Annotated in this window: 19 protein-coding genes; 4 read left to right on the forward strand and 15 right to left on the reverse strand. The window is 69.9% G+C overall.

Annotation, left to right across the window (positions count from 1 at the left end; translation table 11 throughout):
* Positions 1-26: 26 nt before the first annotated feature.
* The 4 genes from ACFQUZ_RS28255 to ACFQUZ_RS28270 all read left to right on the forward strand — a co-directional run bounded on the left by ACFQUZ_RS28255 (position 27) and on the right by ACFQUZ_RS28270 (position 7,196).
* Positions 27-1,163: a glycosyltransferase gene (locus tag ACFQUZ_RS28255; RefSeq protein ID WP_377447603.1), complete on the forward strand. Its 1,137-nt coding sequence runs from the start codon at positions 27-29 to the stop codon at positions 1,161-1,163.
* Positions 1,160-2,212, forward strand: a complete 1,053-nt coding sequence (locus tag ACFQUZ_RS28260) for a glycosyltransferase (RefSeq protein WP_377447605.1) — start codon at positions 1,160-1,162, stop codon at positions 2,210-2,212. Before ACFQUZ_RS28255 ends, ACFQUZ_RS28260 begins: the two co-directional genes overlap by 4 nt.
* Positions 2,213-2,481: 269 nt before the next feature.
* Positions 2,482-5,616 (forward strand): ice-binding family protein, encoded by a 3,135-nt coding sequence (locus tag ACFQUZ_RS28265; protein WP_377447606.1) that lies wholly within the window; start codon positions 2,482-2,484, stop codon positions 5,614-5,616.
* 797 nt (positions 5,617-6,413) lie between these two features.
* Positions 6,414-7,196 carry a ParA family protein gene (locus ACFQUZ_RS28270; RefSeq protein ID WP_377447608.1) on the forward strand — a complete coding sequence of 261 codons (783 nt, stop codon included), beginning with the start codon at positions 6,414-6,416 and terminating at the stop codon, positions 7,194-7,196.
* A 43-nt stretch (positions 7,197-7,239) separates the two neighbouring features.
* Here ACFQUZ_RS28270 and ACFQUZ_RS28275 read toward each other — a convergent pair whose 3' ends face one another.
* The 15 genes from ACFQUZ_RS28275 to ACFQUZ_RS28345 form a co-directional block, all read right to left on the reverse strand.
* Positions 7,240-8,517: a 7-cyano-7-deazaguanine synthase gene (locus tag ACFQUZ_RS28275; RefSeq protein ID WP_377447609.1), complete on the reverse strand. Its 1,278-nt coding sequence runs from the start codon at positions 8,515-8,517 to the stop codon at positions 7,240-7,242.
* A complete protein-coding gene (locus ACFQUZ_RS28280) occupies positions 8,469-9,302 on the reverse strand; it encodes a hypothetical protein (RefSeq protein WP_377447611.1) in 834 nt (277 codons plus the stop codon). The genes ACFQUZ_RS28275 and ACFQUZ_RS28280 overlap by 49 nt, the downstream gene beginning before the upstream one ends.
* Before the next feature lie 780 nt (positions 9,303-10,082).
* A complete protein-coding gene (locus ACFQUZ_RS28285) occupies positions 10,083-10,523 on the reverse strand; it encodes a VOC family protein (RefSeq protein ID WP_377447613.1) in 441 nt (146 codons plus the stop codon).
* Between the two features lie 211 nt (positions 10,524-10,734).
* Positions 10,735-12,246, reverse strand: coding sequence for a glycosyltransferase family 39 protein (locus ACFQUZ_RS28290; RefSeq protein ID WP_377447615.1), 1,512 nt, complete (start codon positions 12,244-12,246; stop codon positions 10,735-10,737).
* Complete coding sequence (locus tag ACFQUZ_RS28295) at positions 12,243-13,316, reverse strand: CU044_5270 family protein (protein ID WP_377447617.1); 1,074 nt, start codon at positions 13,314-13,316, stop codon at positions 12,243-12,245. The genes ACFQUZ_RS28290 and ACFQUZ_RS28295 overlap by 4 nt, the downstream gene beginning before the upstream one ends.
* 12 nt (positions 13,317-13,328) lie before the next feature.
* Positions 13,329-13,931, reverse strand: coding sequence for an RNA polymerase sigma factor (locus tag ACFQUZ_RS28300; RefSeq protein ID WP_377447619.1), 603 nt, complete (start codon positions 13,929-13,931; stop codon positions 13,329-13,331).
* Positions 13,932-14,112: 181 nt separating this feature from the next.
* The gene (locus ACFQUZ_RS28305) at positions 14,113-15,390 is read right to left on the reverse strand and encodes a M24 family metallopeptidase (protein ID WP_377447621.1); all 1,278 of its coding nucleotides are present in this window, start codon (positions 15,388-15,390) and stop codon (positions 14,113-14,115) included.
* Positions 15,387-16,688 (reverse strand): pyridoxal-phosphate dependent enzyme, encoded by a 1,302-nt coding sequence (locus ACFQUZ_RS28310; RefSeq protein WP_377447623.1) that lies wholly within the window; start codon positions 16,686-16,688, stop codon positions 15,387-15,389. Before ACFQUZ_RS28310 ends, ACFQUZ_RS28305 begins: the two co-directional genes overlap by 4 nt.
* Entirely contained in the window at positions 16,670-17,398 is a 729-nt protein-coding gene (locus tag ACFQUZ_RS28315) for a hypothetical protein (protein ID WP_377447625.1), read from the reverse strand. Before ACFQUZ_RS28315 ends, ACFQUZ_RS28310 begins: the two co-directional genes overlap by 19 nt.
* Positions 17,395-18,147 (reverse strand): ABC transporter ATP-binding protein, encoded by a 753-nt coding sequence (locus ACFQUZ_RS28320; protein ID WP_377447627.1) that lies wholly within the window; start codon positions 18,145-18,147, stop codon positions 17,395-17,397. Before ACFQUZ_RS28320 ends, ACFQUZ_RS28315 begins: the two co-directional genes overlap by 4 nt.
* Positions 18,137-18,892 (reverse strand): ABC transporter ATP-binding protein, encoded by a 756-nt coding sequence (locus ACFQUZ_RS28325; RefSeq protein ID WP_377447629.1) that lies wholly within the window; start codon positions 18,890-18,892, stop codon positions 18,137-18,139. Before ACFQUZ_RS28325 ends, ACFQUZ_RS28320 begins: the two co-directional genes overlap by 11 nt.
* Positions 18,889-19,938, reverse strand: a complete 1,050-nt coding sequence (locus ACFQUZ_RS28330) for a branched-chain amino acid ABC transporter permease (protein ID WP_377447631.1) — start codon at positions 19,936-19,938, stop codon at positions 18,889-18,891. The genes ACFQUZ_RS28325 and ACFQUZ_RS28330 overlap by 4 nt, the downstream gene beginning before the upstream one ends.
* Positions 19,935-20,804, reverse strand: a complete 870-nt coding sequence (locus tag ACFQUZ_RS28335; protein WP_377447633.1) for a branched-chain amino acid ABC transporter permease — start codon at positions 20,802-20,804, stop codon at positions 19,935-19,937. Before ACFQUZ_RS28335 ends, ACFQUZ_RS28330 begins: the two co-directional genes overlap by 4 nt.
* A gap of 13 nt (positions 20,805-20,817) precedes the next feature.
* Entirely contained in the window at positions 20,818-21,978 is a 1,161-nt protein-coding gene (locus ACFQUZ_RS28340) for an ABC transporter substrate-binding protein (protein WP_377447635.1), read from the reverse strand.
* A complete protein-coding gene (locus ACFQUZ_RS28345) occupies positions 21,975-22,787 on the reverse strand; it encodes an IclR family transcriptional regulator (protein ID WP_377447637.1) in 813 nt (270 codons plus the stop codon). The genes ACFQUZ_RS28340 and ACFQUZ_RS28345 overlap by 4 nt, the downstream gene beginning before the upstream one ends.
* Between the last annotated feature and the right edge of the window lie 86 nt (positions 22,788-22,873).

Here is a 22,873-nt window from a genome sequence, read left to right on the forward strand (position 1 = left end):
CCGACAAACCGGAAGGCCCGAAACCCATGCCCAGCTATGGATTTCTCAGCACGCACCCACCGACGCGGTGCGGACTGGCAACCTTCAACTCCGCCCTCGCCGCCCACCTGACCGCTGACGGCACGCGCGGCGGCATCGTCCGGGTCACCGACCGCAGCGACGACCTGCGGGCCGGATCCGGGGTCGTGCACACCTGGTCGACGCGTGCCCAGGTCGGATGGCGGGACGCCGCCGCCGTCCTGAACACCTTCGACGTGGCCGTCGTGCAACACGAGTACGGCATCTACCCCGGCGTCGACGGCGAGGACGTCCTGCCGCTGCTGCGCCGACTCACCGTGCCGAGCATCGTGGTGCTGCACACCGTGCTCCGCCGGCCCTCGGCCCGGCAGAGGTCGCTGCTGGAGCAGATCGTCACCGCCGCCGGAGCGGTCGTCACGATGACCGACACGGCTCGCAACCGACTGGTCGTCGGCTACACCGTACGCCCAGGCAAGGTCACGGTCATCCCGCACGGTGCCGCCGACCATGTCCGGGTCCCTGCCGACCGCCGTACCCGCCCGCACCTGCTTACCTGGGGACTGCTCGGCCCCGGCAAGGGCGTCGAGTGGGCATTGCGGGCCCTCGCGCGGTTGCAGGATCTCGGCCCGACACCCACCTACACCGTCGCGGGCCGGACCCATCCGAAGGTGGCCGCGCGTCAGGGGGAGGCGTACCGGGCGGGACTGCACCGGCTCGGCGCGCAGCTGGGCGTCGCCCATGCCGTGGACTACCAGGACGTCTACCACGACCAACCCACGCTCGCCGGTTTGATCCGCTCCGCCGACGTGGTCGTGCTGCCCTATGACTCCCGGGAACAGGTCACCTCCGGGGTGCTCATCGAGGCGGTGGCCGCCGGGGTACCCGTCGTGGCCACGGCGTTCCCGCACGCCGTCGAGCTGCTCACCGGCGGTCCCGGTCTGGTCGTACCCCATCAGGATCCGACGGCGCTGGCCGCCGCCATCCGGCGGATCCTCAACGAACCGGGCCTGGCGGCTCGGCTGGCCGGCCGCGCTCGGCCGCTCGCCGCGGACCTGCGTTGGCCGGCGGTGGCGGTCCGGTACGGCACCCTCGCCGAACGGCTCGTCGCCGGACACTCGCCCGTGGTCAGCGCGGCATCGGCGTGACCACGACCGCCAGCCGCCCCAGCACGCCGGACCGCGGTCCCCGGCCGACCGTACCCGCGCCGAGCTTCGCGCACCTGATCCGGCTGAGCGACGACACCGGTCTGTTCGAACACGCCCGGCACGCCATCGTCCGCCGCGAGCACGGCTACTGCACCGATGACGTCGCGCGCGGCCTGGTCGTCGCCAGCCGCGAGCCGGAGCCGACCGAGGAGGTGCTCCGGCTCGCGGAGCGCTACCTGGCCTTCCTGACCCACGCCCAGGACCGCGGCGGCGCCTTCCACAACCGGCTCGGTCATGACCGCCGTTGGACCGACGAGCCCGGGCTCGGCGACTGGTGGGGCCGGGCGCTGTGGGGGCTGGGTACCGCCGCCGCCCGCAGTCCCGCCTCTTGGATCCGGGAAGAGGCACTGGTGGCCTTCAGCCGCGGTGCCGCCCGGCGCTCCCCGGCGCCACACGCGATGGCCTTCGCCGGGCTCGGCGCCGTGGAGGTGCTGCGCCGCCACCCGACCCACACCGCTTCGGTCACGCTACTGGCGGATGCGGCCGCTGCGGTCGGCGGCCCCGGACTCGACCCGCGGTGGCCCTGGCCGCGGCAGGCGCTCACCTACGCCAGCGCGGCTCTCGCGGAGGTCGTCATCGCCGCCAGCCAGCTGCGATACGGCGGTCCACCCCTCAATGACGGTCTGCGAATGCTGGCGTGGTTGTGCGACATCCAGCTCCGCGACGGACACCTGTCGGTGGTACCCGCCAGCGGGTGGCAGCGCGGCACGGCACGGCTGCGCCACGACCAACAACCGATCGAGGTCGCCGCCTTCGCCGACGCCTGCGCCACCGCCGCCACGGTCACCGGCGCTCCTGGCTGGGAGGCCGGAGTACGGCAGGCGGTCGGCTGGTTCCTCGGCGACAACGACGTCGGCACGCGGATGTGGGATCCGGCGACCGGCGGCGGCTACGACGGGTTGACCCCGCACGGACCGAACCTCAACCAGGGCGCCGAATCCACCCTCGCCCTGATCTCCACCCTGCAGCACGCCCGGCGCTGGTCGTGACCGGCACCACGATCCGCCAACCGGATTACCCGTTCTAGGAGTACATCTCGCGATACTGCCACGTCCCGATTAATGCCCTTTGGGCTATTTGCCGCTTCGAAGCGATTTTGCGTGGATATACTCCGACCGACGCTTTGGGGCGCTGTCGCAAGCGTCAGTACAACTTTCGCATTCTGGAATCTGCCCGCTGGCGGGCTCTTGGTTGGTGGGGGCATCCCGTGTCGAGATCTGCTTGGCTCGCGTATCGCGTGCGCCGTCGGTCCACTGCGATGCTGATGGCGGGGGCCGTCGCCGCTACGACCATCCTTGTCGGCGTCGCGGGGGCGCCGGCCTGGGCCCAGTCTCCGGTGCCGTTGGGGACTGCCGAGACCTACGGGGTGTTGGCCGGTCAGGCCGTCACCGACGTTCCGCCCCCCGTCGGTCCTTCGGTCATCAACGGGGACCTGGGCGTCTGGCCGGGCACGTCGGTCACCGGGGCTCCCGTGGTAAACGGCGCCACGCACATCGGCGACGCAGAAGCGATGCAGGCCCAGTCCGATCTGACCACGGCGTACAACTTCGCCGCGGCCGAGCCCACGACCAGCACGGTGGGCGAACTCGGCGGGCAAACCCTGGTCGCCGGGGTGTACACGTCGCCTGCCACCATGTCTCTGACCGGCACCGTCACGTTGGACGGGCAGAACGATCCCAACTCGGTGTTCATCTTCCAAGCGGGGTCCGATCTGATCACCGCGGTTGACAGCCGGGTCAGTCTGGTCAACGGCGCTCAGGCGTGCAATGTGTTCTGGCAGGTCAGCAGCTCGGCGACCCTGAACACGCGGACCGTCTTCGTCGGAAGCATCCTGGCGCTGCAGTCGGCGACTCTGGGTGAGGGAGCTACCGTCGCTGGACGGGTGTTGGCCCGCAACGGTGCCGTCACATTGATTAGCAATACGATCACGCGACCGTTCTGCGCCGCGTCCATCGCGCCACCGACCATCTCGAAGGCTTTCGGGGATGCGACGATCCCGTTGGACGGGACGACGTCGCTGAGTTTCACTCTCACCAACCCCAACGTGGGTACGGCGTTGACCGGTGTCACCTTCAGCGATGCGCTACCCGCCGGGCTGGTGGTGGCTACTCCGAATGGTCTGACTGGTTCGTGCGGTGGTGGCACGATCGCCGCGACGGCCGGTGGTGGCAGCATCAGCTTGACTGGCGCGACGTTGCCGGCTGGTGGGAGTTGCACGTTCTCGGTGAACGTCACCGGCACGACCAGTGGCACGAAGGTCAACACGAGCGGTCCGGTGGACTCGAACGAGAGCGGCCCGGGTGCCGCCGCGTCGGCGAGCGTAACGGTCGGCGCGGAGGTCGTCGCGCCACCGACGATCGCCAAGGCTTTCGATGACGCGACCATTCCGGTTGGCGGGACGACCTCGCTGGGTTTCACTCTCACCAACCCGAACGTGGACACCCCGCTGACCGGGGTCGGTTTTTCTGACGCGTTGCCTGAAGGGCTGGTGGTGGCCACGCCGAATGGTCTGACTGGTTCGTGCGGTGGTGGCACGATCGCCGCGACGGCCGGTGGTGGCAGCATCAGCTTGACTGGTGCGACGTTGCCGGCTGGTGGGAGTTGCACGTTCTCGGTAACCGTCACCGCTACGACCAGCGGCACGAAGGTCAACACGAGCGGTCCGGTGGACTCGAACGAGAGCGGCCCGGGTGCCGTCGCGTCGGCGAGCGTCACGGTTGCCGTCGCCACACCACCGACGATCTCCAAAGCCTTCGGGGCCACGACCATCGCCGCCGACGAGACGACATCGCTGAGCTTCACCCTCAGCAACCCCAACCCGAGCACCCCGCTGACCGGGGTCGGTTTTTCTGACGCGTTGCCTGAAGGGCTGGTGGTGGCCACGCCGAATGGTCTGACTGGTTCGTGCGGTGGTGGCACGATCGCCGCGACGGCCGGTGGTGGCAGCATCAGCTTGACTGATGCGACGTTGCCGGCTGGTGGGAGTTGCACGTTCTCGGTGAACGTCACCGGCACGACCAGCGGTACGAAGGTCAACACGAGCAGCCCGGTGGACTCGAACGAGAGCGGCCCGGGTACGCCCGCCGCGGCGAGCATCACCGTCAGGGTTGCGGAAGCACCGACGATCGCCAAGGCCTTCGACGACGCGACCATTCCGCTCAACGGAACGACGACGCTGGAGTTCACCCTTACCAACCCCAACGCGAACACGACGCTGACCGGTGTCAGCTTCGTCGACAACCTTCCTGCGGGGTTGGTGGTCGCTACTCCCAATGGCGCGCAAACCGACTGCGCCTCCGGCACGATCGCCGCGACTGCCGGGAGCAGCAGCATCAGCCTGTTCGGCGCTAGCCTGCCGGCCAGCGCAAGCTGCACCGTCTCAGTCAATGTCACCGGCACAACCACCGGAACAAAGGTCAATACCACCGCTGCCGTCACCTCGGTCCAGAGCGGTCCGGGCTTGCCTGCCTCGGCAAGGGTCACGGTCGTCGCGGAGGTCGTCGCGGCGCCGACGATCTCGAAGGCTTTCGACGATTCCACCATTCCGGTTGGCGGGACGACCTCATTGGTTTTCACCCTCAGCAACCCCAACGCGAGTACGTCCTTGACGGGGGTCAGCTTCGTCGACAACCTTCCTGCGGGGCTGGTGGTAGCCACTCCCAACGGTTTGAGTGGCTCGTGCGGTGGTGGCACGATCACCGCGACCGCCGGTGGCAGCAGCATCCGGCTGGCCGGTGCGACATTGCCGGCTGGCGGGAGTTGCACCTTCTCGGTGAACGTCACCGGCACGACCAGCGGAACGAAGTCAAATACGAGCGGTCCGGTGGACTCGAACGAGAGCGGCCCAGGTGCTACTGCCTCGGCAAGGATCACAGTCGGCGCTGTCGCGGCACCGACGATCGCCAAGGCCTTCCGGGATGACATCATCCCCCTCAACGGGACGACGTCACTGCGCTTCACCCTCCGCAACCCCAACCCGGCTACGTCGCTGACCGGAGTCGGTTTCGTCGACGACCTTCCTTCAGGGCTGGTGGTCGCCACTCCCAACGCCGCGCAGACCAACTGCGCCTCCGCAACGGTTACCGCGACTTCCGGCGGCAGCAGCATCAGCCTGGCCGGAGCGACCCTGCCGGCCAACGGGAGTTGCACGGTGTCGGTGAACGTCACCGGAAAGACTGCGGGGAAGAAGGTCAATACGACGGCCGCCACCTCGATCGAAAGCGGTCCAGGCTCTCCCGCCTCGGCAAGCATTACGGTCCGTAAGGGCATCTTGCCCGTCACCGGAAGCCGAATTTCCAGCTACGCCGCGATCGCACTGACCATGCTCGGCCTGGGTGGAATGCTCGTCGTGATGAGTCACCGGCTGGCCCGGCGTAGGCGCCAAACCGCCTAGGCAGTGTCTCGAAGTCGGGTGCGGCGTGTCGGTGATCGATAGATAGCGAGGTCTCCGGTTGAGGGTTCACCAAGATGAACCTGAATACCGGAGACCTCGTGGCCGCCATAGCGCTGACGAGGCGGCACGACCTGACTGGTTCGGACCGCCGGCCGGGAGCGGGCAGCGGTGGCCGGACGGGGTGGCACGAAGCCTCCCACACTCAGTGTGGTCACATCGATGGTCACAGCTCAAGATCAAATAGCCGTCACTGCCCGATACGTAGTGACAGGGGGTGTGACTTCCCCTGGAGGGTTTTCCCTGTTCAAAGCACCTGTCGGCATCCCGGGGTACGGCGTGACAGAACTGTTGTCATACTGGCAGTGTGGGGGTCAGGGGTTCGAGTCCCCTCGGCTCCACCCTTGTTTCCGCAGGTCAATCGGCATCAGTCATCGACTGGTGCCGATTTTTGTGATCTCGGTGGTAACAGCCGTGGTCACACAGCGCCCCACACTGCACTTCGGTGACCGCTGTTGAGGCTTCGGAAGAAACCGTCTCTGACCAGAGAGGCAAAATCATCGCCAGCATGTCATCGACTAGGTAGAGCGGGATCATCCCGGGTGCGACCATGACTTGGGTCGGGGTGCGCTGGCATGCGGGCGCCAGCCACGAGCTGGCCATCGCCCGGCTCGGCCCCGGCCGCCGCACTGGATCTGATCCGCCGCTACGGTGCTACCCACACCAGCACCCACGGCGAGCACGCCATCCCCACTCATGCGGGACACCGTGGTTCCACGAAGGAATGGGGATCGGGCACCGTGGCCACCGCAGTCCGGCCGATCATGGACGGCGTAGGCGACATCGAAGAGGTCGAGCCCGTGACGGTCACGCAGGACCTCTGGCTACTGCCCGGTGACCTTGAGCTGAGCAGGTTCGAGGATCGGCTGTCGGACGCCTGGCCCCGTGGGTTCACCGGCAACGATCAGGCCGCGCTCCGGGTCACGACGGCCTTCCACCGGATCATCCAGCGAGCGGCCGAGCGCGTTGACGCCGAGATCGTCCTCATCGACGTTGGCCCGAATTTGGGTGCGATCAACCGCGCGGCCCTGCTCGCGGCCGATGCGGTGCTGATGCCGCTGGCCGCTGACCTCTTCTCGCTCCGGGGACTGCGGAACCTGGGGCCAACCCTGCGGGAGTGGCGGTCGACCTGGCGGGGGACCGTGCTGCCCAAGGTTCCCCCGACTATTTCCGCGCCGCAGGGGACGATGTCCCCGTTGGGATACGTGATCATGCAGCCGACGATGCGCCTCGACCGGCCGGTTCGAGCGTACCAGCGATGGTTGGACCGTATTCCCATCGTCTTCGCCACGGCGGTGCTGGATCAGGAGGATTTCACGATCGGGCAGAGGTACGAGATCGCGACCCTGCGGAACTATCAGAGCCTTATGCCACTGGCACATGATGCCCGCAAGCCGATGTTCGACCTCCGGTCGGCCGATGGCGCGTTGGGCAGCACCCAGATGCTCGTCCAGCGGTGCTACCAGGATTTCAAGGCATTGAGTGAGGAACTCCTGCGCCGGCTCAGTGCTGGTGTCGGGTAGGCCCGGCTCGTTGGTATGACAATTGGCCCGGCTCGCCGCCCCGTCAGGCGGCGGTGCCGGGCCGGCCGTGCTGGGCAATGAGATGTCGTAGTTCGTCCCGCCCACGCAGGATGGTTTCCAGGAGCGCGTGCGCGTCGGCCTGAGGTGGCAACGGCAGGTCGACGGCCAGGTCGCGGATGCCGAAGTCGTTCGCCAACCAGGTGCGCAGGGCGAGGAGGTCGGCCCGTTGGCCGCGCTTCACTCCAGGCGCCAGCACATCCGCCTTGTATGGGGTGTCGTCCCGGCCCACGCCGGTCAACAGCCCGGATCGCCGTAGCAGGCAGGGGTAACAGCGTCCGCAGTGATCAAGGTCGCCGCCCCCGTAGAGCCAGGGCGGACGGCCGCAACTCACGGTCCGCATGATCGTGGCGAGGGTCAGTCCGGCGTCCCGGGCCCGCCGGCACACCTCCCCCTTGGTGGCGGGGAGCAGGGGGTTGACCACCGTCACGGTCCCGCCGACGGCCCCGATCAGTTTGTTGATCAGGTGCAGGAAGTACGGGTGGACGGAGCGGGTCGAGGCGGCGGCCACCCGGGCGGCGGTCAGCGGCGGGTTGACCGCCAACTGACCGTTCTCCGGAATCGTCACCTGGGCGACGTTGTGCGATGAGGCCACGTAGATCGCGGTTGCCAGGTAGAGCAGCCCGCGGGAACGAGAGGTGGGTTCGGCCTTGCGCCCGCCGAGATTGGTCTGTTCCAACACCTGGAGATGCCTGAGGTCACGAACCGGCCGTAGACCGGCGCTGATCTCCTCCTGTTGATGGCGCCAACGGGAATGGCAGTAGGAGAGGAGCAGCAGCGGACCGCCGGGCAACCGGGAGCGTTCGGCGGCGTACGCAGTGGAGTCCAGACCGCCGGAGAAGAGCGTCACCTCCTGAGCCGGTGGGAGAACCAGGTCGCCCTGCACCCCTCGGTGACTGGTCGCGCCGCCTCGGAACCGCACGTCCCACCGGTCGGAGGTGAGTGTCTCCAGCATGGCGACGAGGATGGGTTCGGTGTGGTCCCGCCACCGGTCGGGCTCGACGAGTTGGACGGAGAGCGCGATGGTCCGGGTCCACCGGTCGCGGCAGGCGTCACGGCGGGACAGCTTGTCGGCGAGGTAGACGGCTCGGGCGATCTGGAGAAGGTCTTCGGCCCAGGAGGCCGGAAGGGACCCGGGGGCGAGGTTTCGCTCGATCGCGCTGTCGGCCGCCCGAAACATGTTGTTGGAGAGCACGCCGCTCGCTGTCGTTCCGGTCAGCCTGCTCCGGTCGGCGTATTCGTAGGCGTACTGGCCGGCGGACATGGCGCCTCCTCTTTTCGGATGCCGAGCGCGGAATCGACGACATCCGTCAGCAGCTCGCCGGCGATCGTGGCGAGCAGGCCCTTGCGCGGTTCTCGGCCGGTCGTCGCGCCGCACGGATCGGGTAGGACCTGGATGACTTGCTTGGCGACGGCACCGGCAACCAGGCCGGTGGGATCACCCGGAAGCGCGAGCGGAGCGGCGAGGGCCATTCCCTCGGCGATGACGGTGCGGATGAACTCTCCGACGTATTCGCCGAAGAACAGGCGGTACACGGTGCAGAAGAGCTCGCCCGAGATGCGTACGCCGCCGCTGCCCGTACGGAGAGCCGCGGTGACCGGGGATTCCTCAATAAGGAGTCCCTCGGCGGACCGGCGGGCAGCGCGTCGCGCGATGGCGTCACTAACCAGACCGCCGGTGCCGGCGACAGCGTTGACGAATTCGGCGACGAACCGGTCCTGGCGTTCCTGGGCGGTGGCTCCCGGCACGCCGACCAGCGGGGACCGGCCGTCGAGTAGTTCCCCGAGGGCCTGGACGAGGCGCTCGCCGGCGCGTACCGCACTTGGCCGAAGACCGGCGAGGTCGTCCGGATCGTCACGGAGCGCATCGGTGAGTGATTGACGGCATCGCTCGGCCGCCTGCTCGACCCAATCCTCCTGGGCCGGGGCGGTGACCTCGTCGCCGGTCGTCGACGCACCCGTCGACACGCGGTCCCAGCGAGCCAGTTGCCGTCGGGCTGATCCCCACGGGACACCGCCGAGCGTCGGTAGCCCTGTCGACGTGCCCATTTCCACCTCACAGGACGTAGGTGGTCATCGATCGGATCAGCAGTCTAGGTGAACCGTAGGTAACCGTCTATGTTCGGAGAGTTTTGGGTAGGTGGCGGTTACCGGGAGCCCTGCGTTGGCCAGTTCGGTGAGGGGTGTGGCGGCGTGCCGATGGTGGCGAGGAGGTCGGTCATGACCTCGTGCGCGGCGGGTCGGCCCGCTCGTAGACGACCGCGCCCGTCACACCGCGACCGCACAGTGAATTCGGGTACGGAGTCCTCCGCTGCCTCGCGCCCGTGGCGCCCCCGCGTTGTCCGAGCCCACCGGCCCGAGCGGGTCCATCTCGTCCCCGACCTCGTGGCCATTTCCATCGTCGTCGAGTGCGCCGACCACCTCGCCGATGCTCGGCCCGCTGGCCCTCGCCGAACTGGGTACGTAACCCCCGGTTCGGCATGGTCGAGCGGGCACTCCGTCGAGGGGATTGTCGGGTCGATGGTTGATCTAAATTAATGTGGCGGTCAGTCCGGATGGCTGATCCGGCTGGTCGGATCGCCGTGACCGCCGAGCGCAGTGGCTGCTTCGGTCGCCTCCTCGATCGCAGCGTCCAGCGCCGTCGTGATGGTGTGATCACGGTCACCGGTGCGTGCTGATAACTCATCGCGGTCCGGGTTGGCCGTAATGGGCCCCCGACACGCCGCGCGGTTGTTGGTGATCGTGTTGTCGATCGTGTCGTGGATAGTGTCAACTCGGCCTGTGAGCGGAGAGTTGGCGAGTCTCTGAGCGCGCGTTCGGGCAGCGGCCTCAGGACAGCTGTTGGGCGAGTCCGACGACGATCCCCTCGGGACCGCGGACGTAGCAGAGTCGGTAGACGCTCTGGTACTGCGCCACCTCACCGACGAGTTCGGCACCGTGGGCGCGTAAGCGGGCGACGACCTCCTCGATGTCGTCAACGGCGAACATGACACGGCGGATGCCCAGCGTGTTCGCCGGCGCGTCCGTCGGCTCCGCGCGGATCGCCGTGGGTGTGTGGAACATCGCCAGCTCGATCCGACCGTGGCCGTCCGGGGTCCGCAGCATCGCGACGTCCTGTCGGACGTCGTCGATCCCAATGACCCGCTCCACCCACCGTCCCTCGATCGGCCCCCTGCCCTCCAACTCCATGCCGAGTTCGACGAAGAACGAGATAACGGCGTCGAGGTCGTCGACGACGATGAGAACGTTGTCCATCCGTTGGATCGTCATGCTTGTCTCCTTCGTGTGGTACGGCCGCGGTGACCGCACCCACCCTCCAGACGGAGCCGCCGGACCCATTCTCGACATCCTCGCAGCCTTGTTTGCGGAAACCCCGTGACCCGGCGGTTCGGCGCCGGACCGGGCACGCACAGCTTCGCGGCCATCCGGGCGTACTGTTCGGCGCCGGACCGGGCGCACCGTTCCGCGGCCGCCCGGACGATCAGGCCGAGGCGTGGATGCGCTGGTAGAGGACCAGTGTGGAACTCGACATCCGCCAGGTCCGCACCGGTCGGAAAGCCTCCGTCAGGTACGGCCGCAGGTCCGGCCGCCGGGCCGCCGGGTCGGCCGGCTTGCCGTACACGAAGAGCCAGACCCGCCCCTGGTCGCGGAGCCGGCCGGCCGGGTCGGTGGCCTCGACCGGCCGGAGGTCGCCGACCTCCGCGGCGGAGCGATCGAGCAGTGGGTCGGCGGGCTGGTCCGGCTCGTGGCGCAGGTAGTAGTAGACACCGGGTCGGGTGTGCCGGGTCCTGGGTTCGAAGAGCAGCACATCGTCGGGTTCCTGGTGCTCGGCGATGACCTGGGCGGCCTGCCGGTAGTTGGCGCCGTTGTGCGAGTCGGCCGCCCGCAGCGCCCGCTGGTCCGGCAGCGCCGCCCAGCCGACGGCGACCAGGACGACCGCGACCCGCACCACGCCGGCCCAGCGGCCGGTGCCGACGACCCGACGGGTTCCGGGAAAGGCGGTTCCCGGCACCGACCGCTCCCGGACGCCGATCGCGACCTGGCGGACGCCGAGCGCGGCGAGCAGGGCCAGCGGCGGCGTGGCGATGAGCAGGTAGCGCGGCACCCAGATGGGCTGACCCAGCGCCGCGCCCGCCGCCACGAGGCTCACCGGCAGCACGGCCAACCCGGTCAGTTCGGCCACCCGGCCGCCCGTTCGCCAGGTGGCCAGGGTCGCGAGCCCCACGAGCAGCCAGGCCACGCCCACCGAGCCGGTGATCGCTCCCGGCGCGGTCACCAGGTCACCGACGGTCAGCGGCCCGTAGATCCAACCCAGCTGGTCATCCACCTGGTCGGCACCGGCGACCGCCAGCGGCGCGACCGTCAGCCCGCCGGCGGATGTCGCGGCCACCCAGGCGCCGGCCGTGCGCCGGTCACCGGTACGCAGGACATGCGACACGACGATGACGACGTGCGCGGCAAGCGTGGCGAGCGCTATCAGGTGCGCGGCACCGAGCAGCGCCACGCACACCGCGTAGCCGACGAAGCGGCCGGCGGTGGGCCGTGCGATTGCCCGGTACAGCAGCAGCACCGCGAGGACCGAGAGCATGGTCGCGATGGCGTAGACGCGCGCCTCCTGGGCGTACCGGGAACTGCTGGGGATCAGGACGAACAACAGGCCGGCCAGCAACCCGGTGGCCGGGGTGAGCAACCGCCGGCCCAGTCCGCCGACCAGACCGGCGGTAACCGCCATGGCCAGCCAGGAGGGCGCGCGTAACGCCCACTCGGAGACGCCGAACAGCGTCGTCCAGACGTGCATGAACAGGTAGTACGGGGCCACCGAGGCGTCGATGGTGTGGCTGAGCCGCCAGATCTGTCCGACGTCTCGGCTGGCCACGTCGACGGTGGCGATCTCGTCCCAGCTCAGCACCGGGTTGCCGAGCCGGACGGCGGAGACGGCGGCCATCAACAGCACCGGGACCAGCCAGGGCGCGTGCCGGGATACCCGGGTCATCGGTCGGCTACGGGGACGGTCGGGGGCACGGGCTGCTGATCCGTCCACTCCCGGGTCCAGGTCAGCAGGTGTACGGAAGGGATGGCCGTCTTGACCCGCGGGTGAGTCGTCCCGTCGGACACCTCCGGAATGGTCCGCTGCTTGGTGATCGAAAGCACCTCGTAGCCGTCCCGGTCAATGATCACTTCGATGATCCGGTTCCCGCCGGCGAAGCGGATGACCGTGCCGGTCCGGCCCAGCCCATCGGCGGCCGTGCCGTTGACGTCCACGTTGGGCAGGCCGGCCAGCAACCGGTAGCCGGCGGCCCGCTGGCCCGGCGTCGCCGGCGAGCGGGCCAGCAGACCGATGATGGCCTCGAAGGCGTAGCCGTCGAGCCCGTCCGGGTTCAGCGAGTTCAGGTCCGAACCCAACGACGTCGCCTTGCGGTCCAGTCGGGCCCGCAGCGCCGTCGGATCGGCGGGCAGCGCCCGCAGTTCAGCGAGGCTGATCTCCCGCTCGGCGCCGAAGCCCCAGGACTCCTGCCGCGCGAAGGTAGTCGCGCCCGCCGCCTTGCCGTCCCGGTATTCCAGTTCCCCGAACCAGGTGTCGTCGCTGGGTCTCGTCGCGTGCCATATGTCGACGAGCCGCCGGCTCGGAGCATCCTTCTGATCGAGGATCCATTGGACATGCCAGTAGCGGCCGCTGGTCGCCGGCTCCCGTTCCGCCGCTTCCGCGGCGGCCAGCAGGAACTGCCGCGCGGTCTGCGGTGCGGTGCTCGTGGCGCCCGGCTCGGCCACGGTGGGAGCGGTCGGGGTCGGCGACGGCGTACCGCCCCCGCCGACCACCAGCGCGACCCCCGCCGTGACGGCGACCACGCCGGTGCCGACGGCCGGCCAGCGCAGCATCGACCAGGCGCGCCGCCGGGCCGTCGCGGAGGCCGCCGGCGCGATGGCCGCTGGTGTGGAGCCTGCCGGCGCGACGGTCGTCTCGGCGATGGCGTGCCGCAGCCGCTGCCGGGCGGCCCGCTGAGGCTCGGCGCCCACCGGCGCGTCCTCGGTGAGGAGAGTACGGATCAGGTTCAGCTCGTCCATCCGAGGTGCTCCTTACGCTTCGTCGGGGAGAGTCGGATCGGCTCCCAACGCGGCCCGCACCTGCCGGCGGGCACGGTTGAGTCGCGAGTAGACGGTGCCGGGTGGGATGTCGAGCGCGACGGCGATCTCCGGCTGGCTCAGCCCGGCCAGGGCCACCAGCAGCAGCACGTCCCGGTCCCGGGTTTTCAGCGCCGCGAGGGCCGTGGCCAGCGCGTTCCGGGCGCCCGCCGCGGTGAGCCGGACGACGGCCCGTTCGCCGGGCTCGGGCTCGACGGGCTCGACCGGGAGCCGGCCCAGCGCCCGGTAGCGTCGCTCCTCGTCCCGGCGGTGCCGGCGGACGAGATTCGTGGCGATGCCGTACAGCCAGGCCCGCACGTGGGCGGCCGGGTCGGTCGCGTCGAACCGGTGTCGTTCCCGGTACGCGATGAGGAAGACCTCCGACGCCACATCGTCGGCGGCGCTCCCGCCGAGCCGGCTGTACGCGTACCGGTGGATCTCGGGGTGGTACTTGTCGAAGAGCGCCACGAAGCGGTCCGGGTCGGTCCTCGACTCGGCCAGTGTGGCGAGGTCGGTGGGGCGGGAACGGTCCTGGCCCACGTCGGGTGGCGCGGTCACGGGCGTCGTCCCATCTTCGGCGTCACTTCCGTCAGCGGGCTCACACCGGGGAATGCCCGATGTCCCCGATCCCCTTCACGAAAATCCGCGCGCCCCGACAGACGGGGACGCGCGGACGCGGACGGGCGGCGATCGGACCAGGTCGGTATCAGGTTAGGTCGAGCGGGCCAGGTCAGGCGGATCAGATCAGGTCGCGGGGCAGGTCCGTGAGGTAGCGTGCCCCGCCGGGCGTGACCACCACAGTGTCCTCGACGATCATCCCGTGGCTGCCGAGGACGTAGTACGGCGTCTCGACGCAGAAGACCATGTTCGCCTCCAGCGGCTCGTCGTCCCGGCCGGCCCCGCCGAACTCGCTCGACGAGGTCGAGGGTTGCAGGACCGGCATGTCGTACACATCCAGACCGATGCCGTGTCCCACATGGTGCCGCTGGTAGCCCGGCAGGCCAGCGTCGCGGACCGCCTCGACGGCGGTGGCGAAGACCTCCGATGGCCGCACCCCCGGCCGCAGTACGGCGATCGTCGCCTGCTGGCCGACCAGGAGGGCACGGTACGTGCTGACCATCTCCTCGGTGGGCTCGCCAACGACCATGGTGCGACCGATGTCGGCCTGGTACATCCGCACCGAGCAGCCGACGTCGAACTTCACCACGTCGCCGGAGCGGAGCCGGTAGTCGCTGGGGATGTTGTGGGTGTGACCGCTGCGCCGGCCGAAGTTCACCACCGCGAACGTGGTGAGGCCGCCCTGCTCGGCCACCTCGGTGTTGTAGCGGCGCCACACGTCGCGTTCGAGCACACCCGGCTCCAGCAGGCCGGCGGCGGTGTGCAGGGCCCGCCCGGCCACCCGGGTCGCCTCGGTGAGGCACTCCACCTCGACCGCGGTCTTGACCATCCGGATCTTCTTGAACAGGCCGGCACCGTCCACCAGCCGGGCGTCGGGCAACCGGTCGGCGATGGCCTGGCGTACCGAATAGCTGACGCCGCTCTCGTCCAGGGCGATGGTGGCCCGGGAGTGTCCACGCGCGGTGAGCGCCGCGACCAGCGCGTCGAGCGCGGTCGCCGGGGTTTCCTGGGCGAACCCGTGATGGTGGATGACCTGGTCGTCGGCGGTCAGCGCGGCCGGGTCGACACCGAGTGTTCGACCCACCACGTCGGCCGGTTTCCCGTAGAGCCAGATGTCGCCGCCCGCGACCGGCTCCTCGGCCCAGGCGTCGAGTTCCATGGCGGGGGCCACCACGGCCGGGCCGGCGTCGGCGGCCGGTGCCAGCGCCGCGAAGGCCAGCGTGCCGACGATCGTCCAGTGTGACATGCAGTAGTAGCCGGACAGGTAGGCGACATTCGCGGGCGACGTCGCGAGTAGCACGTCCACCCGCGCTTCGGCGGCGACCGCCTGTGCCCGCTCGCGGTTGACCAGGATCGGAGCGACCTGGCGGGTGTAGTCGAGGACGGGTGGCGTGGTCATGGGCCGGGTTCCCTTCGGCTGAGGTCGTCGATGATGTCGTGGGCGGGGACGCGGGACGGGTCGACAAGCGGCACGTTCGGGAGCAGCGGCCGTGCGGCGGCGGGATCCTTGAGCGCGGTCGAGGTGAGCAGGCAGACCACGCTCTCCCAGGCGCCGATCGCGCCGGCCCGGACGAGCGACTCGGCCGCGGCGATGCTGACCGCGGCCGCGGCCTCGACGAACAGGCCCTCGGTCGCGGCGAGGGCCCGCTGCGCCCGGAGCAGGGCTGACTCGTCGACGTTGACGGCCCGGCCGTGGGTGTCGCGAACGGCCCGGACCGACTGGCGGGTCGCGTACGCGCCGGCGATGGAGAAAGCCGCCGTCGGGCGCATGCCGACCGGGCCCAGCGAGGGTCCGTCCTCGGTGTCCCGGGCCAGCGCCCCGGTGAGCGCGGCGAACACCTCGGCACCGACGAGCCGGGGCGGACGGTCGATCAGTCCGGCCGTGTGCAGGTCCGCGAACCCGCGCCGCACCCCGGCCAGGCAGTCCCCGTACGCGACCGGGAGCACCAGTACGTCGGGCGCGGCTCGGCCCAACTGCTCGAAAACCTCGTACGCGATGGTCTTGTATCCGTCGACGCCGTGCGGCGGCGAGCCGACCGGGGGCGCGACCGCGTTGCTGCCCGGATACCAGCCGTGCCGCTCGACCCCCTCGGCCAGCAGCGTGTACCGGTCCTCGCTCGTCGGGACGGCGATGACGTCGGCGCCGTACGCCAGCATCAGCGTCTTCATGGTTTCGGGCACGCTGGCCAGGGTGAAAATGACGCACCGTAACCCGGCGCGGGCGGCGTACGCGGCCAGCGCGGCGCCGTGGTTACCCGTCGACGCGGCGGTGACCGTCGTGGCGCCCACCTCGGCCGCGGCGGCCACGGTGAGGGCGGCCAGCCGATCCTTGTGCGACCAGGTCGGGTTGGCCGACTCGTTCTTGACGTACAGCCGGGGATGGCCCAACCGGGAGCCGAGGCCGGGCACCGGCAGCAGCGGTGTGCCCCCCTCGCCCAGCGACACGGGTCGGTCCGGCGCGACGGGCAGGGCGTCACCCCAGCGCCACAACCCCGGTCGGTCGGCTCTCGCCCGGTGCAGCGCCTCGGTGACCTGGTCGGCCGGCAGGTCGCAGGCGTAGTTGACCGGCACGTTGTCCTTCGCGCACACCGGGCAGCCGCGAAAGAACGTGAGGTCGTCGGGAGACGTCCGGTGCCCGCAGCGGGGGCAGCGCAACCCGGCGAGGCGCGCGGTGCCGTTCATGCTGGTGCCGTCCATCGGCGCAGCCCCTCCCAGCCGTCGTGGGGAAAGTCGGCGGGGCCCGCCCCGACCAGCCGTGCCACGCCCCAGAAGGTCGCCTCGTTGCTGGCCACCACCGGGCATCCGAACCGCTGCCGCAGCAGTGTCGCGGCCTCCAGACCGCGGAACGCCGTACAACTGACGAAGATCCCGTCGGCGGGACCCAGGTCGGTGACGGTGCCGGCGATCTGCGCCGGGGTGGCCCGCGCGGTGTCCCGGGGGTCGGGCAGGCTCGGTCCGAGGGTGCCGGTCACCTCGATTCCGTGCGCCGCGAGGAAGTCCACGACCAGGGCGTCGAGCCACGGTTCGTACGGCGACACCAGCAGCACCCGGGCCAGCCCGAGCGAGCGGAGCGCGTCGACCGCGGCGGTGGCCGTGGTGGCGCAGGGCAGGCCGGTGGCCTCGGTGACCCGGGCGCTTATCGCGGCGTCGTAGCCGAGTCCGCGATACAGGCTGCCGGTGGTGCAGGCGAAGCCGACGGCCGTGCAGCCGGCGTGCCGGAGCAGCTCCGCCGTCCCCGGGGCGGCCTCGGCCAGGGCCACCAACTGGTCCGGTTCGTCGCGGGTCATCGCGATCCTGGCGAAGTGCGCGCTGACCGGTGGCGGCAGCGCCAGGCGACTGTCCCATTCCAGCACCGAGTTGGCGCTGGGCACCAGGAAGCCGAGTCGGTGTGACCATTCGTCGTTCATGTGGGCAACCCCAGATAGGCTCGTCGGACGTCGGGATCGTCGAGCATTTCCGGCCCGGTCCCGGTGCGGGCGACCCGGCCGAGTTCGACCACGAGGCCGCGGTCGGCGACGGTCAGCGCCTGGACGGCGTTCTGCTCGACCAGCAGCACACCCACGTCGTGTGCGGCCAGCGCGCGGAGGGCGTCGAAGACCCGGTGCTGCATCTTGGGTGACAGCCCCAGCGACGGTTCGTCGATGAGCACCACCGTGGGGTCGAGCATCAACGCCATCGCCATCTCCAGCAGTTGCTGCTCGCCGCCGGAGAGGTTGCCGGCCGCCTGGCCGCGTCGTTCCCCGAGGATCGGGAAGGTCTCGTACGCCCGATCCAGGCCGGCGTCGACGGCGGACCGGGGCAGGGTGTAGCCGCCCATCCGCAGGTTCTCCGCCACGCTCATCCGGGGGAAGTTGCACCGCCCCTGGGGGACCAGGACGACGCCGCGACCGAGCCGGGTCCTGGTGGATTCGCGGCCCACCTCGACACCGTTGAGCCGGATCGAGCCGCGCCGGGTGCCGACCATCCCGAACACCGTCTTGAGCAGTGTCGACTTGCCGGCGCCGTTGGCGCCGATGACACAGACGATCTCGCCGCGGGCCAGGTCGAGATCGATGCCACGGAGGATGTCGACGTCCTGGTAACCGGCGTGGACATCGCGCAGGGTCAGCACGGGATCCCGGTCGCTGTCCGGCCGCCGGCCGCTGTCAGCCGCCAAAGTACGCCTCCTGTACGTCGTCGCGGGCGATGACCTCGGCGGGTTTCCCCTGCGCCAGGGTGCGTCCCTGGTTGAGCACGACGACGCGATGGCAGAGGCCGACGACCAGTTCGATGTTGTGTTCGACAAGCAGCACGGTGGTGCCCTCCGCGTTGAGGTCCCTGATCCGGTCCCGGATCAGGTTTCCGATGCTCGGGTTGACCGCCGCGACCGGCTCGTCGAGCAGCAGCACGCGTGGCGGGGTTACGCACGCGGCGGCGAACTCGACAAGCTTGCGCTGCCCGTACGAGATCTCCCCGGCGGCCTGGTGCGCGACCGGGCCGAGCGCGAAGGTCTCGATTAGCTCGTCGATCCGGTCCCGCAGCGCCGGGGGTTCCCGGTCCGGCCGGACCAGGTCGGCGAGCCGCCGGGAACGCGGCCGGCGGCCGAGGGCGGCCACCCGCAGGTTGTGCCGGACGGTAAGCGTCTCGAAGGTTCGGACCTGCTGGAATGTCCGTACCAGGCCGTGGTGGGCGACCTGGTCGGGGCGCCGGCCGGTGATGTCCCGGCCGTCCAGGTGTACGGTGCCCGCGTCGAGTCGCTGGAGGCCGGTCACGCAGTCGATGGCGGTGGTCTTGCCGGACCCGTTGGGCCCGATCAGACCGACGATCTCGCCGGCGGCCACCGCGAAGGACACGTCGTCCAACGCCCGCACCCCGGCGTACGCCTTGCCGAGGCCGTGTACGGCCAGTTCGCCGCCGGTCATCGGGACACCTCCGAGGGTGGTCGCGGCGCGGGCGGCTTCGCCGGTGGTGGCGGCTTCGCCGGGTGTCCGAGCCGGCCGATTGTTCGGAACGCCCGTTCCAACCCGTCCGGGATGGTGATGACCACGCCGAGCAGGACGAGGCCGTAGATGACCAGCCGCCACTCCTCGGCCAGGTGCAGCAGTTGCGGCAGGACCGTGAAGAGCAGGGCCGCCGTCACCACCCCGCGCAGGCTGCCCCGGCCCCCGATGAAGACCATGATCAGCAGCGCGGTCATGTAGGACATGTCCAGGTTCTCGGGGCACACCACGGACTGGAAGTAGGCGTTGAACACCCCGACCATGGCCGACAGCGCGGCCGAGAGGCCGAATGCGGTGAGCCGGAAGGCGGTGGGGGAGAGCCCCCGGGCGGAGGCCAGCACCGGGTCGTCCCGAACCGCGGTGAGGGCGAGTCCGAGCCGGCTGCGGGCCACCCCGAAGGCGGCCGCGATGGTGAGGACGGCCAGGCCGAGCACGACGTAGTACTGCGCCGGGAGGGAGGCCAGCTCGACACCGAACAGGGTCAATGCCGGCACGCCGGTGGTGCACAGCGGGCCGCCGGTGAGGCCCACCCAGTTCTTGGCCAGCAGCATCGCGATGGTGGCGAAGCCGAGGGTGGCGATGGCGAAGGCGTGCAGCGACAGTCGGAACGCGGGGATGCCGATGGCCAGCGCCACGACGACGGCGGCCAGCGCGGATATCACAAGCGTGGCGCCGAACGACCAGCCGTACCGGGTGCTGAGGATGGCCGCGGCGTACGAGCCGAAGCCGAAGAACACCGGCTGGCACAGGCTCAACGCGCCGATCCGGCCGACCACGAGGTCGAAGGCGACCGCCAGCGCGACGAACATGAGCGCGGTGATCGCGGTGGACAGGTAGTAGGGCACCGGCAGGATCAGCGGGAAGACCAACGCGAAGGCCAGCCCGAGCAGCCAGATCGCCGGCTCCACCCGGGTCCGGCGGCCGGCCGGAGCGACGGTGGCGGTGGACGCCTGGTGGCCGCCGGTCACGCCCGCACCACCCGTCCGAACAGGCCGTGCGGGCGGACCAGCAACACGGCGATCATAATGCTGAAGACGATGACGTCGGCATACGCGCTGGAGATGTATCCGATGGCCAGCGCCTCGCTGATGCCGAGGACGAAGCCGCTGAGCACGGCGCCGGTGACGTTGCCGAAGCCGCCCATGATGACCGCCGCGAACGCCTTGATGGCGAGCAGGGTGCCCATCGTCGGCGAGGCGCTGTAGAGCGGGGTGATGGTGGCCGCCGCGACGCCGGCCATGGCGGCGGCGATGGCGACGGTCACCAGGCCGATCCGGGCGGCGGGCAGACCCACCACCACGGCCGCCTCCCGGTTCTGTGCCAGCGCCCGCATCGCCTGGCCGGTTCGCGTGCGGTGCAGGAACCAGACGAGGGCGGCGAAGGTGATTCCGGTGGCCCCGAGCACGACCAGCCGTTGCGTCGCGATGGTGACGCCGCCCAGGTCCACCGTGCGGACGCTCAGCTCACTGAAGACCGTCTTCGGCAGCGACCCCTCCACCACGATCGCCAGGTTGATGAGCACGATCGACACGGCGAGGGTGGCGACGAGTTGGACCTGCCAGCCGCGGTGCAGGATCCGGTGCACCACGGCCAGGTAGAAACCGATTCCGAAGATCACCATCCCGGCCACCGTGCCGAGCGCGGCGACCGGGTAGGGGAGCCCGAGATAGGTGGCACCGGCGTAGAGCAGGTAGGCGCCGACCATCACCAACTCGCCGTGCGCGAAGTTGACGATTTCCAGTACGCCGAAGATCAGCGCTAGGCCCGCCGCGACGAGCGCGTACTGGGAACCCAGGGTGAGGCCGTTGACGAGCTGTTCGAGGAGACCACTCACGCGCTCGCGCCGTTCACTTGCTGGTGTCGATGGTGTCGAGAACGTTGATCTTCCCGTTTTCGATCTTGAGAATGAACATGTTCGGGTGGGCCTGGTTGTTCTGGTCGAACGTGATCGGCCCGATGCCCGTGTCCAGGTCCACCTTCTTCAAGCCATCCAGGATGCCGGCCTTGTCGGGCCCGCCCTGCTTGACCGCCTCGGCGAGCGTGATCATGCCGTAGTAGGCGAGGGCGGCGTTGTACGGCGGCACCGGTTCGCCGTGCTTGGCCTGGTAGGCGTCGAGCAACTCGCGTTGTGACTCGGTCGCGGTCCAGTAGCTCGCCTCCTGGACGCCCTCGGCGAGGGCCGGGTCGCCGGTGAGCCGGATGCCCTCCGCGGTGGCGCAGCCGCCCCGCCCGTACATCGCGACAGTCATGCCCATCTCCTTCATCTGCCGGAGCATCTGGGCGCAGTCCTGCGCCTCGGCGAAGGTGATGAACGCGTCGGCCTGCGCCGCGCGCACCTTGGTGAGCTGCGCCCGGAAGTCGCTCCCGCCGAGGTCGTAGTACTCGGTGGCGACCAGTTCGACGCCCGCCTCCGGCAGCAGCTTCGTGTAGAGATCGGCGGCGCCGCGGCCGAAGTCGTTGTTCGCGGCGACGATCGCCGCCCGCTTCTTGCCGGCGTCCGCGATGTACTTCGTCCAGTACCGGCCCATGATCGAGTCGTCGATGTTCATCCGCCACATGTACGGGTTGCCGCCGACCCCCGACTGTTCGCTGATCTTCGCGTTGGTGGAGGCGAAGGTCAGCGCCGGGGTCTTGCTCCTGGCCAGGGTCGGCATGCCGCCGAGGGTGCCGGAGGAACACGGTGACCCCAGGATGGCGTCCACCCCGTCCACGTCCGCGAGCTTGCGGAAGGCGGACGCGCCACCCTGCGGCGAGCACTCGTCGTCCGCGGTCACCAGCTCGAAGCTGACCTCCGGCATCGTCTTGCTGAGATTCTCGATGGCCAGCTCGACGCCCTTCTTCGCGTCCTGGCCGTAGTACGCGGACTTGCCGCTGAAGGCGGCGGACAGGCCCACCTTCACCGTCTTGTCACCGTCGTCGGCGGCACCGACCTCGCCGCACGCGCCGACGCCGGCCGTGAGCACCAACGCCGCCGCGAGCGATGTCGTACGGGTTCCTCGATGTCTCATGGTGTCCTTCTCCCTTGCCCTGGTGTGGCCGTGCCTCGGTAACCCAGGTCGGCCGAGATGTCCGAGGCGGCGCCCCGTACCAGCCGCCGGTAGTGGTCGAGCCCGACCTCCCGCATCCGGAAGCTGCTCGTGGTGACGTTCACGCTGGCGATCACCCGGCCCTCGGCGTCGCGGATGGGGACCGCGACGGACGCGCTACCGGGAGTGACCTCACTGTCGCTGTAGGCGACGCCGGACTGGCGTACGGCCTCGAGTTCGGCCTGGAGGACCGCCGGGTCGCAGATGGTCTGGTCCGTGTACCGGACCAGCGGTTCGGCCAGCACCTCGTCGCGGAACCACGGGGGTTGGAAGGCGAGGATCGCCTTTCCGCCGGCGCCGGCGTGCAACCCGACGGTGTCGCCGAGCTGCACCACGGAGACGATGTGACGGGTCACGTTGACCACGTCGGTGCAGATGTACCGGTGATTGCGCAGGACTGTCAGCAACGCGGCGTCCTCGGCGCGGTGGGAGAGCGATTCCAGGTGTCGGTGGGCGACGGCACCAAGCGTGGTACGCCTGGCCGCCGCCCGGGCGATCCGGACCAGTTCCATGCCGAGCACGTAGGTGCCCCGGTCCGAGACCTGCTCGACCAGTCCACCCGCGGTAAGCGTCTGGAGCAGCCGGTGGGTGGCGCTCTTCCCCAGCCCGAGTTCGCGGGCCAACTCGGTGACGCCCCACTCGCCCTGGCGGCCGAACGCCTTGAGCATCTCCACGGCGTTGCTGACCGAGGTCAACGGGGGCGTCGCGCGATAGGGATTCGCGTCAGCCATGGCAGGACGGTAGGAGCCCGATCACCTCGGGACAAGGGTTGCGGAACTCCGTCCCGCTATGAGGAACAGCAGGTCAGACGGGGGAC

This window comes from Plantactinospora sp. GCM10030261, from assembly GCF_042666615.1.
Taxonomy (GTDB): Bacteria; Actinomycetota; Actinomycetes; order Mycobacteriales; family Micromonosporaceae; genus KBS50.